Annotated in this window: 15 protein-coding genes; 13 read left to right on the top strand and 2 right to left on the bottom strand. The window is 56.3% G+C overall.

Translation table 11 applies throughout. From position 1 onward, the window contains the following. The first annotated feature begins 1 nt into the window (after position 1). The 3 genes from D1641_RS10925 to guaA all read left to right on the top strand — a co-directional run bounded on the left by D1641_RS10925 (position 2) and on the right by guaA (position 4,037). Positions 2-1,936, top strand: a complete 1,935-nt coding sequence (locus tag D1641_RS10925; RefSeq protein ID WP_160665579.1) for a M56 family metallopeptidase — start codon at positions 2-4, stop codon at positions 1,934-1,936. After that, positions 1,929-2,546 carry a hypothetical protein gene (locus D1641_RS10920; RefSeq protein ID WP_160665576.1) on the top strand — a complete coding sequence of 206 codons (618 nt, stop codon included), beginning with the start codon at positions 1,929-1,931 and terminating at the stop codon, positions 2,544-2,546. Before D1641_RS10925 ends, D1641_RS10920 begins: the two co-directional genes overlap by 8 nt. A 201-nt stretch (positions 2,547-2,747) precedes the next feature. After that, entirely contained in the window at positions 2,748-4,037 is a 1,290-nt protein-coding gene (gene guaA / locus D1641_RS10915) for a glutamine-hydrolyzing GMP synthase (RefSeq protein ID WP_160665574.1), read from the top strand. Positions 4,038-4,208: 171 nt separating this feature from the next. Here guaA and D1641_RS10910 read toward each other — a convergent pair whose 3' ends face one another. Further along, positions 4,209-4,766 carry a helix-turn-helix transcriptional regulator gene (locus tag D1641_RS10910; protein ID WP_118756056.1) on the bottom strand — a complete coding sequence of 186 codons (558 nt, stop codon included), beginning with the start codon at positions 4,764-4,766 and terminating at the stop codon, positions 4,209-4,211. Between the two features lie 165 nt (positions 4,767-4,931). Between D1641_RS10910 and D1641_RS10905 the strand changes: the two genes are divergently transcribed. The 7 genes from D1641_RS10905 to D1641_RS10875 all read left to right on the top strand — a co-directional run bounded on the left by D1641_RS10905 (position 4,932) and on the right by D1641_RS10875 (position 10,515). Beyond that, positions 4,932-5,120, top strand: a complete 189-nt coding sequence (locus D1641_RS10905) for a hypothetical protein (protein ID WP_023345703.1) — start codon at positions 4,932-4,934, stop codon at positions 5,118-5,120. 12 nt (positions 5,121-5,132) lie between these two features. Beyond that, on the top strand, positions 5,133-6,209 hold the full coding sequence (locus D1641_RS10900; RefSeq protein WP_118756055.1) for a site-specific integrase: 1,077 nt from the start codon (positions 5,133-5,135) through the stop codon (positions 6,207-6,209). 3 nt (positions 6,210-6,212) lie between these two features. Beyond that, a complete protein-coding gene (locus D1641_RS10895) occupies positions 6,213-6,533 on the top strand; it encodes a hypothetical protein (RefSeq protein WP_160665572.1) in 321 nt (106 codons plus the stop codon). Positions 6,534-6,540: 7 nt separating this feature from the next. Further along, on the top strand, positions 6,541-7,695 hold the full coding sequence (locus tag D1641_RS10890; protein WP_160665640.1) for a helicase RepA family protein: 1,155 nt from the start codon (positions 6,541-6,543) through the stop codon (positions 7,693-7,695). A gap of 456 nt (positions 7,696-8,151) precedes the next feature. Further along, positions 8,152-9,315: a plasmid recombination protein gene (locus D1641_RS10885; RefSeq protein WP_160665638.1), complete on the top strand. Its 1,164-nt coding sequence runs from the start codon at positions 8,152-8,154 to the stop codon at positions 9,313-9,315. A 108-nt stretch (positions 9,316-9,423) separates the two neighbouring features. Continuing rightward, complete coding sequence (locus D1641_RS10880; protein WP_160665570.1) at positions 9,424-10,053, top strand: YcxB family protein; 630 nt, start codon at positions 9,424-9,426, stop codon at positions 10,051-10,053. A gap of 33 nt (positions 10,054-10,086) precedes the next feature. Further along, positions 10,087-10,515 carry a hypothetical protein gene (locus D1641_RS10875; RefSeq protein ID WP_160665568.1) on the top strand — a complete coding sequence of 143 codons (429 nt, stop codon included), beginning with the start codon at positions 10,087-10,089 and terminating at the stop codon, positions 10,513-10,515. A 430-nt stretch (positions 10,516-10,945) separates the two neighbouring features. On the opposite strand, the gene D1641_RS10870 is transcribed toward D1641_RS10875, so the two are convergent. Beyond that, entirely contained in the window at positions 10,946-11,476 is a 531-nt protein-coding gene (locus tag D1641_RS10870; protein ID WP_071428866.1) for a helix-turn-helix transcriptional regulator, read from the bottom strand. A gap of 190 nt (positions 11,477-11,666) precedes the next feature. On the opposite strand from D1641_RS10870, the gene D1641_RS10865 reads away from it, so the two are divergent. The 3 genes from D1641_RS10865 to D1641_RS10855 are packed head-to-tail and all read left to right on the top strand — an operon-like array spanning position 11,667 to position 13,253. Next, positions 11,667-11,870 (top strand): LysR family transcriptional regulator, encoded by a 204-nt coding sequence (locus tag D1641_RS10865; protein WP_160665567.1) that lies wholly within the window; start codon positions 11,667-11,669, stop codon positions 11,868-11,870. After that, the gene (locus D1641_RS10860; protein WP_160665565.1) at positions 11,857-12,933 is read left to right on the top strand and encodes a site-specific integrase; all 1,077 of its coding nucleotides are present in this window, start codon (positions 11,857-11,859) and stop codon (positions 12,931-12,933) included. The genes D1641_RS10865 and D1641_RS10860 overlap by 14 nt, the downstream gene beginning before the upstream one ends. Next, the gene (locus tag D1641_RS10855; RefSeq protein WP_160665563.1) at positions 12,933-13,253 is read left to right on the top strand and encodes a hypothetical protein; all 321 of its coding nucleotides are present in this window, start codon (positions 12,933-12,935) and stop codon (positions 13,251-13,253) included. The genes D1641_RS10860 and D1641_RS10855 overlap by 1 nt, the downstream gene beginning before the upstream one ends. Positions 13,254-13,559 lie beyond the last annotated feature (306 nt).

Raw genomic sequence — 13,559 nt, 5'->3', positions numbered from 1 at the left:
GGTGAGGGACATCTGGTCCTTTTTACTACAGACCCTGACGGCCTCGGGCGCGGCGGTGCTGCTGCTCATCGTGAAGGTCCTGTTCCGGGACAAGCTGTCTCCCCGGTGGCAGTTTGCCGTCTGGGGGATACTGGGGGTGATTCTACTCCTCCCGGCGGGGCTCTTTGGGCGGTACACCTTGCTCAACTGGCCCTTCTATGTGGAGGCCCTCCGGTCCGCCCTTACCGGGGAGTACGGAGCCCTGGCCCATGTGACCGCGCCGGTTCCGCTCCCTGCTCTCACGGCGCCCCGGAGCCCGGCGGACTGGCTGTTCACCCTGTACTGCCTGGGCGTGGTGTTTTTCCTGGCCCGGTATGTCCTGTCCTACGTCCGCCTGCGGCTGGCCCTTGCGCAAGGGCGGCCTGTGGCGGACGGCCGGGTGAAGGCCGCGGCGGAGGAGTATAACCTGCCTGTCTGCCCCGCGGTGGAGGTGGACGGCCTGCCCTCCGCCTTTATCTGCGGAGTGTTCAAGCCCGTGCTGGCCCTGCCCGCGGGGGCGGAGACCGATGAAAAGGTTATCCTTCATGAGCTGCTTCACCTGAAATACCGCGACGCCGCCTGGGGACTGGTGATCGGCTTCTTCCGGTGCCTCCACTGGTGCAACCCCCTGCTGTGGCACTGCGCCGACCTGGCGGGCAACGACCTGGAGTCCCTGTGTGACCAGCGGGTGCTGGAGCGGCTGGAGGGGGAGGAACGGCGGGACTACGGCCGCATCCTCCTGGAGATGGCCGACGAGAAGTACGCCCGGGCCCCCGGGACCACCTCCATGGCCAACGGCGGCAGGAACATCCGCCGGCGGATTGAGGCTATCGCCCGGTTCAAGCGCTACCCGGCGGGGATGGGGCTGGTGTCGGTGTGCATCCTGCTGACCCTGGCCGCCCCCTTGATTGTGGGGTCGAAGGCCGTTGGAATCCCCAACCACCTGGGTAAAATCCCCCAGATCATCTACGCCCGGACGGTGCCCTGCACCACCTGCGACGGGGCCTTCGACACCTACGCCAAGGCGGTGCTGGAGCAGCGGCTGGACTACCGGGCCATGTGTGCTCCCCTGTCGGAACAGAACGAGCTGATAGAAATCTGGAGATGGGAGCACGCGCTGCTCTGGGAGAGGGCGGGTCTGACAGACGGAAAGCTGTCCCATCCGGATACGTCCGCCGGTTATCAGTACTGCAACGTGACCCGGGTGGGGGAGGAGACCTGCGAGGGCCTGCTGGTGCTGAAGCTGAACCGCGCCCCCAACGGGGAGAGCTGGGACAGCACTGCGGCCAGCCAGTGGATGGCGGTCCAGACTGTACAGGCCGAGAAGGAGGGGGGCCGCTGGGTGGTCACCCCGGTGGATGAGTTCCGGGCAATCCAGGGGGATCAGACAGTTTACGGAAACAACAGCCTGCCCGGCCTGCTCTATGAGGGCCGGGAGGGGGACTTCACCCTTCGGATATGGTGGCAGACCGCCTCCCAGGTGAACAGCCAGGTCTCCACCAGCGACTGGTTCGGCGCTTACGACTTCTTTAACTCCACGCCGAAGCCGGACGGGGAGTTCACCACCTGGTTCAATCAGGACCTGTCGGCGGAGTTTGTGGGAGACCCGGCGGACAAGGGGCGCTATACCAGCATCGGCTTCTCCGCCGCCCCCATGGAGAAGGACGGGGAGCGGCCCGAGCTTCAAGCGCCCAATCACGGGGTCTACGGCACAGGCAGCAGCTCGGGCGGCGGCGAGTGGGGCAGCGTCCCCCTGTCCGGAAGCTGGGGCGACGATATCAGCTTCGGCGGCGGCGGAAGCAGCCGGGCGGGGATCGTTGACCCGCCTGACGCCTATGCGGCGGACCTCTACCTCAACGGAGAAAAAGCCGGGCCGCTGACCCTGTACCCCGTGGAAGGAGGGGAGCGCTATGACTGACAGAGAGACGCTGTATTCCGGGCTGTCCAACGCGGCCTGGGGGTACTTCCTGCTCCACTTCAACTTCAACCTGGGCTTCAACGGGGTGAGAATCAACATCCTGCCCGAGTTCGCCGGCTTTCTGCTGCTGCTGTCCGCCATCAGGAAGCTGTCGGCTGAGCGGCGGGACCTGAGTCTCCTGAGGCCCCTGTGCATCCTGCTGGCGGCGTGGCACGGGGCGAAGTGGGTCCTGGCCATTGTGGGGATCAATATGGACGATTTGCGGTTTATCTACCTGAGTCTGATTGTGATGGTGGCTACCCTGTATTTCCACTACCAGTTCCTCACCGACATGGCCGCCCTGGCGGAGCGGTATCAGCCGGAGGGGGAGAGTCTGGACCGGCGCATCCGGAACCGCCGGACGGCTCTGCTGGTGCTGACCACCGCCTTTGATCTGCTGGGCAGTCTGGTGCAGCTGTTCCAGCTGGAGGAGCAGGCGGCAGTGCTGGCGGGGGCCGTTACCTGCGCGGCGGTGGTGATCCTGATCCTGGTGATCCTCATTATGGTCTCTCTCTTCCAGCTGCGCCGGTTTGTCCGGGACTGTGAGCCGGAAATACCGCCGGCAGAATAGAAAAAAGGGGCGGCCTGGAGGCCGCGTAAGGAGAGCAGGGCGGCCCGGAGGTGGCAGAAGGAGAGCGGGGCGGCCCGGAGGCCGCAAAAGAAGAGCGGGGCGGCCCGGAGGCCGCCCCCTACTTTTCTCTTGCACTCCTGTTCCAAGCTGTGGTAAAATAGGAAGGAACAAAGCTACTTTTACAGTTCGGGAGGAGAAACAATGAAACAGGACATGATCGTTGTATTGGACCTGGGCAGCGAGGAGAACCCCAGGATTGCCCGGGAAATTCGGGCGCTGGGGGTGTATTCTGAGATTCACCCCCATGATATCACGCTGGAACAGCTGAAAGCCCTGCCCAATGTGAAGGGTATCATCCTCAACGGCGGCCCCAACCGGGTAGTGGACGGTGTGGAAATTGATGTCAGTCAGGAGATTTATGACTGCGACATCCCCGCCCTGCTGGTGGACCACCGGGGGGACGACCCCTGGCCCGCCGACGATGCCCAGCAGGAGGCCGCCCTGAAAAACTTCATCTTCACCATCTGCGGCGCCGAGGCCAACTGGAATATGGACAACTTCATCGCCGACCAGGTGGAGCTCATCCGCCGGCAGGTGGGGGACAGGAAGGTGCTGCTGGCCCTGTCCGGCGGGGTGGACTCCTCGGTGGTGGCCGCTCTGCTCATCAAGGCCATCGGCAAGCAGCTCACCTGCGTCCATGTGAACCACGGCCTGCTCCGCAAGGGGGAGCCTGAGCAGGTGGTCAAGGTCTTCCGGGACGAGATGGATGCCAACCTGGTCTATGTGGACGCGGTGGACCGCTTCCTGGACAAGCTGGCCGGTGTGGACGACCCGGAGCAGAAGCGGAAGATCATCGGCGGGGAGTTCATCCGGGTGTTCGAGGAGGAGGCCCGGAAGCTGGACGGCATCGAGTTCCTGGGCCAGGGCACCATCTACCCCGATATCATCGAGAGCGGAACCAAGACGGTCAAGGCCGTCAAGAGCCACCACAATGTGGGCGGCCTGCCTGAGGATTTGAACTTTGAGCTGGTGGAGCCCTTAAAGATGCTCTTCAAGGACGAGGTCCGCTCCTGCGGCAAGGCTCTGGGCCTGCCTGACTCCATGGTCTACCGCCAGCCCTTCCCCGGCCCTGGCCTGGGGGTGCGCTGCCTGGGGGCCATCACCCGGGACCGGCTGGAGGCCGTCCGGGAGAGCGATGCCATCCTCCGGGAGGAGTTTGCCAAAAACGGCCTGGAGGGGAAGGTGTGGCAGTACTTTACCGCAATTCCTGACCTGAAATCCGTGGGCGTCCGGGACAACCGGCGGGTGGACGAGTGGTGCGTCATTATTCGGGCGGTCAACACCGTGGACGCCATGACTGCAACCGTGGAGAACGTGCCCTTTGAGCTGCTCCAGCATATCACCCAGAGAATTACCGGCGAGGTCAAGGGGGTCAACCGGGTGCTCTTCGACCTGACGCCGAAGCCCACCGGGACAATAGAGTGGGAATGACCGTCAAAACGGCGCAAACCCGCATGAATACAGGGTTTTTGACCTGTCACTTTGCCTTGTGATACTGGTTTGATACTATTCATTTCAACCCGGTCACACAAGAGAATGATTGCAAAGGGCAAGCGAACCGCCCTGCTGAACGACAAATTCAGCAGGGCGGTTTTGCTTGCCCTATTTTTCTTTTCTCCAGGGTACATAGTATTTCGATTCTTTCCCGTCATCGCAGGTACTCGGCCAGTTGATTTTCCATTCAAAGTATTCTTCCCTGGTAATCTCCCCGGCGTGTAGCTCCTGCTGGCGCAAAAGCCATTCCCGCATGAAATCATCAACGAGGCCATAGTTGAAGTAGATACCCACGGGAGGTTGAGCGGGCCAATCGTCCGTGTCGTTGTAGCGGACGGCGGTATCATCGGAGGCCCCTATCTTGCCGGGGTTGCGGACAAGCTGAAACAGGCGGATGGAGCCGGGGCTGTCCTCGTCCAGCCAGAAAAACGTCCGCATGAAGTCCTCGGCACAGCCAGGTTGAACCGTATAGAAGTTCTGACGGTCTACCCGCAGGGCCTGGGCAATCTTGTCCAGCAGTTCCCTCTTGGGCACACGGTAGTTCGTTTCGTACTGGGCAATACGGTTGTCCGCTCCCTTTTCCTCAAAGCCGATAGCCAGCCCCAATTCCTTTTGCGTCATACCCCGAAATGTGCGGATTTTCTTGATTTTTTCTCCTACTGTCATATGTTCCACCGCCTTTGAAAATAGTATAGCGCAAATAAGCGAAATATGCAAGAAGAAAATTAACAAAATTGCGAAATAAACTCTTGACATTAACAACCATGCGAATGTATAATAAGGATGTCAGCATTAACAATTTTGCGAACAACGAATAAGGAGGTGTTGCACTTGAGCAAAGAGCTGTTTGTACGGGCCGAGGAAGTGGCCGGGGCGCTGGGTATCTCCAAGCCCTACGCCTACAAGCTGGTGCGGGAGATGAACGAGGAGCTGAAGCAGAAGGGTTTCCTCACCATCCCCGGACGGGTGAGCAGACGCTACTTCGAGGAAAAGTTCTATGGACTGCGGGAAAATCAGTAAGGAGGGAAGAAAATGCCAGCGTATAAAGACAAGGCCAAGGGAACATGGTATGCGTCCTTTTACTTTGAGAACTGGACAGGGAAAAAGGAAAAGAAGATGAAGCGGGGCTTCAAGACCAAGCGGGAGGCGCTGGAGTGGGAACGGACGTTCCTGCAACAGCAGACCGCCGACCTGGATATGACCTTTGAGAGCTTCGTGGCGCTCTACGCTGCGGACATGAAAGGCCGTATCAAGGAAAACACCTGGGGGACGAAAGAGCATATCCTCTACAAAAAGCTGGTGCCCTACTTTGGAAAGCGGAAAATGAGCGAAATCCATTCCAAGGAGGTCATGGCGTGGCAGAGCGAAATGCTGAACTACCGGGACAAGAATGGCAAGCCCTATTCCCCCGTGTACCTGAAAACGCTCCACAATCAGTTGAGCGCCGTTTTCAATCATGCGGTGAAGCACTACAATCTGAAAGCCAACCCCGCCGCCCAGGTGGGCAACATGGGCAAGGCCAAGGGCCGGGAAATGCTGTTCTGGACGAAAGCGGAGTATCTGAAATTCGCTGACGCTATGATGGACAAGCCTCTTTCCTACTACGCCTTTGAAATGCTCTACTGGTGCGGTATTCGGGAGGGGGAGCTGCTGGCCCTCACCCCGGCGGACTTCGACTTTGAGAAGCAGACGGTTTCTATCTCGAAATCCTACCAGCGTATCAAAGGGCAGGACGTTATCACCGACCCCAAGACGGCCAAGAGCAACAGGGTCATTCAAATGCCAGCTTTCCTCTGTGAAGAAATGGAGGACTACATCAAGAGCCTGTACGCCGTGGAGCCGACAGACCGCATTTTCACGGTGACGAAATCCTATCTTCACCGGGAGATGGACAGGGGAGCGAAAGAGGCCGGGGTCAAGCGGATCAGGATTCACGACTTGAGACACAGCCACATTTCCCTGCTGATTGACATGGGCTTTACCGCCCTGGCAATCGCTGACCGGGTGGGGCATGAGAGTATCGACATCACCTACCGCTACGCTCACCTGTTCCCCACCCGGCAGGCGGAGATGGCGGACAAGCTGAACATGGAGCGAAAGGGGGCTTAAATCATGTCTGCGAAAAATCTCGACAACCACAACCGATGGAGAAGTAAGACCATAGCGTTCCGGGTGTCCCCGGAGGAAAGCGAACAGCTTGAGATTGCTGTCCGCCTGTCCGGGCTGACCAAGCAGGACTACATCACCCGGCGGCTGCTGAACCGGGACATTGTGGTGCAGGGCAATCCCAGGGTCTACAAGGCCCTGCGTGACCAGCTCGCCGCCGTCCTGGGGGAGTTGCGGCGCATGGAGGCCGGGGGCGGGGTGGATGATGAACTGCTCGCCACCATCCACCTTATCACCGTGACGCTGGACGGCATGAAGGAGGATTGATAGATTGATGGATTCCAGAGAAACGAAAAGGACTGTCCCGGTTCCGTCTGCGCCAACAGACGGGGAACAGCCCGTTTCCAAAACAACTACCACAAGTATAGCAGAGGAAACGACCGAAAACAACCCCCAGGAGAAAAGTTTGGAGGAAAGGCTTCTGGAAATGCGCCGCATGATCGACCCAGCCTATCTCCCCACCATTTCCATGAGTGAGCTTTACCAGAATGTCTACCAGGGCAGACCGCCAATCATTGACGGTCTGCTCTACCCTGGGACGTATCTCTTTGCGGGAGCGCCCAAGGTGGGCAAGTCGTTCCTGATGGCCCAGCTTGCCTATCATGTGAGCATGGGCCTCCCCCTGTGGGGCTACCCCGTCCACAAGGGCACCGTCCTCTATCTGGCGTTGGAGGATGACCACCGCCGCTTGCAGGGGCGGCTGTATCGGATGTTCGGCATGGACGGCACCAACGACCTGCTCTTTGCGATCCACGCCAAACAGCTCGGCGTTGGCCTGGAGGGACAGCTCAAAATGTTCGTCCGGGAACACCCTGATACCAAGCTGATTATCATTGACACCCTCCAAAAAGTCCGGGAGGCTGGCGGGGACAAGTACAGCTATGCCAACGATTACGAGGTGGTGGGCACACTGAAACGCCTTGCCGATGATTGCGGCGTCTGTCTCCTGCTGGTACATCATACCCGGAAACAACAGGCAGACGATAAGTTTGATATGATTTCCGGCACCAACGGCCTGTTGGGAGCTGCGGACGGGGCCTTTCTTCTTCAAAAGGAGAAGCGGACGGACGGCAGCGCCATTCTGGACGTGGCCGGGCGTGACCAGCAAGACCAGCGGATGTATCTCACCAAGGACAGGGAGCGCCTTGTGTGGGAGCTGGAGCGGCTGGAAACGGAGCCGTGGGTGGAACCGCCCGACCCGGTATTAGAGGCCGTTGCCGCCCTTGTGACGGCGGACAGGCCCGCCTGGGGCGGTACGGCCACGGAGCTGGCGGCGGCGCTTCAGACCGACATGAAGCCCAACGCCCTGGCGATGCGGCTGAATATCCGGGCCGGGAGGCTGGCGGCGGAGTACCATATCCGCTATGAGAACAGCAGGAGCCACGCCGGGAGAAGTATTACCCTCACCCTGGAACCGCCCCAGGCGTGACGACCGTGACGGCTGTGACGGCTTTTTTGAGAGCGGGGGCGGTGTGCAAAACATCGTCACGGTCGTCACGGCTGTCACGGGGAGCGGGGCCAAAAGTCAAGGGGCCATACCTGGGGGTGGAGATTGCCGCAAGGCAATACAACCCGCACCCCTTGACTTTTGGCCCACGGAGGACACTGTCCGGGTGGGGGGAAGGCTGTGCCTTTCCCCCCTGCCCAACGGCGAGTGTCAAAGTTTAGGCGGGGTGCAGGGTGCCCTTTTCAAAGGGCGGCCCTGCTGGGGGAGCCGTCCGTAGACGGCGGGGGCAACGCCCCCACTCCACCCCGTAGGGCGCAAATGCGCTTTTGATGGCCGCAAGGCTGTCAAAAGTGCTTTTGCGTTACTTTCGCAGAAAGTAACAAAGGCCGCCGCTGGCGCGGCGAAAGGAGTGTTGATTTGAAAAGGACGATTAGTGCGATGGTGGGGCAGGGTTCGGTGAACCACAACAGCAGGGCGTTCAATGCCAAGAACACCGACCCGGAACGCTCTCACTTGAATATAACCTACTGCCACGAAAATATCAAGACAGTTTTCCATGAGCTTTTTGACGAGGCCCTCAAGCGGTACAATGACAAGCAGACCAGGGCAGACCGCAAAATTGAGGACTACTACGAAAAGATACGTTCCAGCAAGCAGGAAAAGCCATTCCATGAAATCATCCTGCAAGTGGGCAACAAGGACGACATGAGCGCCGAGAGCGAGGACGGTCAGCTTGCGGCGGCGGTGCTGGACGAGTACATGAGAGGTTTCCAGGAGCGCAACCCCCAGCTTCGGGTGTTCTCCGCTCACCTCCACATGGACGAGGCCACACCCCATCTGCACATTGACTTCGTGCCGTTCACCACCGGGAGCAAGCGAGGTCTGGACACAAGGGTATCTCTCAAACAGGCGTTAGCGGCCCAGGGCTTTAAGGGAGGCACCAGGGGCGACACGGAGTGGAGCCAGTGGGTACGCTCTGAAAAGGAACAGCTTGCCGCTTTGATGGAGCGCCACGGGATAGAGTGGGAGGACAAGGGCACCCATGACAAGCACCTGTCTGTACTGGACTTCAAAAAGGAGCAGAGGGCAAAAGAGATTGCCGAGCTGGAGGCGGTCAAGGCCAAGAAGCAGGGACAGGTGGAACAGCAGGAGCAGCGTCTAAAGGAGCTGGCCCCGGCTGTGAGGAATATGGAGCAGTTGGCGGCGCAGTTCTCCGATGACCCGGAGCGGATATTGCCGGAGCCGGGGCCGTTGGAGAGCGCCAAGTCCTACCGGGAGAAAAAGGCCAAGCCCCTGCTTGCCAAGATCGTCAAGGTGTTGCGCTCCGTCTACCGGGCCTATGTCGAGTTGAAAGGGAAGTATGAGCGGTTGCAGGGGGACTATGGTCGGGTACGGGAGGGAAACGCTAACCTGTCCGAACGCTTGCAGGAGGTGAAGATGGAGAATAAAGCCTTACGGGGGACAGTTGCCGACTTTGAGCGGGTCAAGCGGGCTTTCGGCCCGGAGGAAGTAGAGCGAGCCGTGGAGGACGCAAAACGCCGGGAGGCGCAAGATCGGGAGCAACGGAAAGCGAAGCGGAAGTTCAGCCGAGGGGCAAGGTAATGGATAACAGGAGGGCACTCTATGGGGTGCCCTCCTGATTTATACTTGTCAGCGGGTGTTTTGGCTGTTATAATAAAGATGAAAAATTAGGATATATGGAGGAACATGATGGAAAATTTTAATTTTCAAATCACACCATACGATACAGAAAATCTTTTACAGCAAGTGAGTGACGCCCTTGAAATGAGAACCGAGTCCATTTCAAGGGAACGTTACCCAGGTCTATGGGAAACTATTGATAAACTCAACACTATGTCAAAGGGAAAACAAAGAAGCCGTGTTCGCACAAAAGTAATGGGAATTATTTGTTTAGTATTAGGAGTATTTCTCTTTGTCCCCGGACTTATAAAACCGCAGGAACTTTTTGTCCCTCTGCTTGCGGGTGCTTTTGCTATTATTATAGGTATTGTTTATTTATATAATGGCAGGAAAAGTAAGAAAAACGCATTTGATAAGTCCGCAAAACTGTTATTGATGGGCAAAGATAACATTTCTGCAAAACAGTCCATTGTAGTATCTTTTTCCGAATCAGGAATGGAGATACAAGCAGATGATAAAGAACCCCAGTTTATTCCATACAGTGACTTTGAATCTACAATAGAAACTATGGATTTGTTTCTTTTCACTCATGATACTCGTATTACTGTATTACAAAAGAAAGACTTGGCAGTTCAATCGGTAGATGGTTTCCGAAACTTTATTTCAAGGAAAGTCTTACAATATCAATCGACTATGTAGGCGCTATATGTTTGAAAATTGAGAGGTGTTTTGATGGGGCGAATCCAAGTACAAATGATAGATAGTACAGTTTCGTTTGATTGGTGGAGAAAACTTCTTCAACATTTTGTCAGCATAGGCAATGAATTAGAAATCCGTTGCTGGAAGGAAGAAACTGAGGAAATCCAAAAGGCATCCTTGTACGGAATACCCATGGAGGACAAGTCTGAGGTTTCCGTTTGTGGAGTGGTTACGGTGGAATTACTCTCGGAATTATTAGAGGAAGAACCAGCGGATAAAAGCATATACAACAAGATGACAAAGTATTTCACAATCAATATTAAAAATGAACTGTGCGATTTTTGCAGTGAACATTATGGTACAGAGGTATATATAGATAGAGTACATGAAGATGATGTTTCTTTTGTTTCAAAACTTTTTGCTCAATGTGCAGACTGTTTCAGCATTTATATTGAGGAATAAATAATTTCAGCTTATGGTGGAGTTTTCTATTGATAAACGCCCTGGAAAAAGGCGAGGAATGTGGTTGTATTTCCCCGCTTTTTGTGATACTATTTTGATACTAAGAAATTGAGCGGCCCCAAATAATAGGTGAAACATTAACAAATTTGCGAATATTTTACCCGTGAAAACATAGAAAATACAGCCCCATATAATAGGATTTGTCGAGTGGGAATGAGTTTTTGAAGCTCCGAACCCGCTGCGGCACAACGGATAGACGGTTTTGCGCCCCTCTTTTGATAACAATTTGATAACGCTCCCCATAGGCCGTATCATTCTGTATCCCCGGTGGATTGCAGGTGAAAAGTGTTCCTTTGCGGATTGTGGGTGACAAAAACCATATTACAAAGCCCTTACCGATGGCAACATCGGTAAGGGCTTTTGCCGTCTGTCAATCCTTTCCCAGCCTGTCCTTGAACGCTTCTACAAGGAAGTCGCTCAATTCCTTGGAGGGGACTTTGACCCATTTCCGGGTGGTGTCGTACTTGGGGTAGTTGTAGCGCCAGCGGTCGTAGTCCTCCCTGGTGATCTCCCCAGCCTCCAGCTTCTTGGCTTGCTCCGCCCAGGCAGACAGCATTTCAAGCATATCAACATAGGTCTTGCCTTTGGACTTGTCCAGCTTCAGACAGATTTCGCCGTCAATCTCTCCGATGGTAAGGCCCCGTATGTCCTCCAGTGCAAAGAGGGTGTGCATGAGGCCAATGTCGCTGTCTATGTCAGGAACGGTCAAGGCGTCGGTGGAGACTTCAAAGAAGCCCGCCAGCGTCCTGGTCAGGTCGGCCTTGGGAGTGCGGCTCCCGGTTTCATACTGCGCCATACGCACATCGGCGGAGCGTTCCGGGAACCCCACCACCTGACCAAGATACTTCTGCGTGACACCTTTCTTATTGCGGAAGAAGCGAATACGTTCACCAATCGCCATAACTGCCAACTCCAATCTATGTAATGGGGACACTTGGAGTATAACAGATATGTTTAGAAACGTCAAGAAAAAATCCTAAATAATTTTATTTAATTTTTTCTTTAAAAGCCCTTGACATAACGGAATATAGTTAGTATAATGAGGCAGACACTAAATAAATAGCGTTAGTTCAATGAAAGGAGGAACCAGCATGGAAAACAAGTTTATCCGAGTAGACGAGGTAGCGGACGAGCTGGGCGTGTCGAGGCCCTACGCCTACAAGCTCATTCGGCAGCTCAACGAGGAACTGAAAGGAAAGGGCTTCATCACCATTGCGGGGCGGGTCAACCGCCAGTATTTTAACGAGCGGCTCTACGGGGCCGGAAAGGAAGTGAACGAAAATGCCGGTATTTAAGGACGAAAAGCGGGGCACATGGTACGTTATGGCATGGTATCGGGACTGGACAGGGGAGCGTAAGCAGAAGTGCAAGCGGGGCTTTCCCACCAAGCGGGAGGCCCAGGACTGGGAGCGCAGCTTTCAAATGCAGACCGCCGCCGACATGGATATGACCTTTGAAGCCTTTGTGGAGCTTTACACCAAGGATGTGCGGCCCCGGCTGAAGGAGAACACCTGGCTGACAAAGGAGAACATCATCCAGAAGAAGATTCTGCCCTACTTCGGCAAGCGGAAGATCAGCGAGATCACCACCAAGGACGTAATCGCATGGCAGAACGAGCTGCTGGCCTATCGGGACGACCAGCGCAAACCCTACTCCCAGACCTATCTCAAAACCCTGCACAACCAGCTCAGCGCCATTTTCAACCACGCTGTCCGCTTCTATGATCTGCGCTCCAACCCCGCCGCCAAAGCCGGGAACATGGGGACAGAGGAACGAAAGGAAATGCTGTTCTGGACGAAGGCGGAGTATCAGCGGTTTGCGGAGGCCATGATGGACAAGCCCCTCTCCTACTATGCCTTTGAAATGCTCTACTGGTGCGGTATTCGGGAGGGGGAACTGCTGGCCCTCACCCCGGCGGACTTCGACTTTGAGGCCGGGACGGTGAAAATCAGCAAGTCCTACCAGCGGCTCCACGGCGAGGATGTGATTACTACCCCGAAAACCAAGAAAAGCAATCGTACCATCAAAATGCCCAATTTCCTCTGTGACGAAATGCGGGACTACCTGGGGATGCTCTACGGGGTCAAGAAGAAAGACCGCATTTTCACCGTTACGAAAAGCTATCTCCACCATGAGATGGACAGAGGGGCGAAAGAGGCCGGGGTCAAGCGTATCCGTATCCATGACCTCCGACACAGCCACATTTCCCTGCTGATTGATATGGGCTTCTCGGCGGTGGCGATTGCCGACCGAGTAGGCCATGAGAGTATCGAAATCACCTACCGCTACGCCCACCTGTTTCCGTCCAAGCAGACGGAGATGGCGGACAAGCTGGACTTTGAAAGGACGGGAGCATAATGTCAGCTAAGAATTTGGACAATCACAACCGCTGGAGGAACAAGACCGTGGCGTTTCGGGTGTCCCCGGAGGAGGACGAACAGCTTGAGATTGCCGTCCGCCTGTCCGGGCTGACCAAGCAGGACTACATCACCCGGCGGCTGCTGAACCGGGACATTGTGGTGCAGGGCAATCCCAGGGTTTACAAGGCCCTGCGTGACCAGCTCGCCGCCGTCCTGGGGGAGCTGCGGCGCATGGAGGCCGGGGGCGGGGTGGATGATGAACTTCTCGCCACCATCCGCCTTATCACCGTGACGCTGGACGGCATGAGGGAGGATTGATAGATTGATGGATTCCAGAGAAGCGAAAAGGACTGTCCCGGTTCCGCCTGTTGACGCAGACGGGGAACAGCCCAATTCTCAAACACCTGCCCTGAGTATATCAGAAGCGGCTACCGAAAACAACCCCCAGGATGAAAGTATGGAGGATATTCTCCGGGAGCTTCAACGGACAAGCGACCCGACCTACCTCCACACTGTTTCCATGAACGAGCTTTACCAGAACGTCTACCAGAGCAGACCGCCAATCATTGACGGTCTGCTCTACCCTGGGACGTACCTCTTTGCGGGAGCGCCCAAGGTGGGCAA

It is taken from the genome of Colidextribacter sp. OB.20 (assembly GCF_009911595.1).
GTDB lineage: Bacteria > Bacillota > Clostridia > Oscillospirales > Oscillospiraceae > Lawsonibacter.
This window is presented reverse-complemented; position numbering and strand designations above follow the sequence as displayed.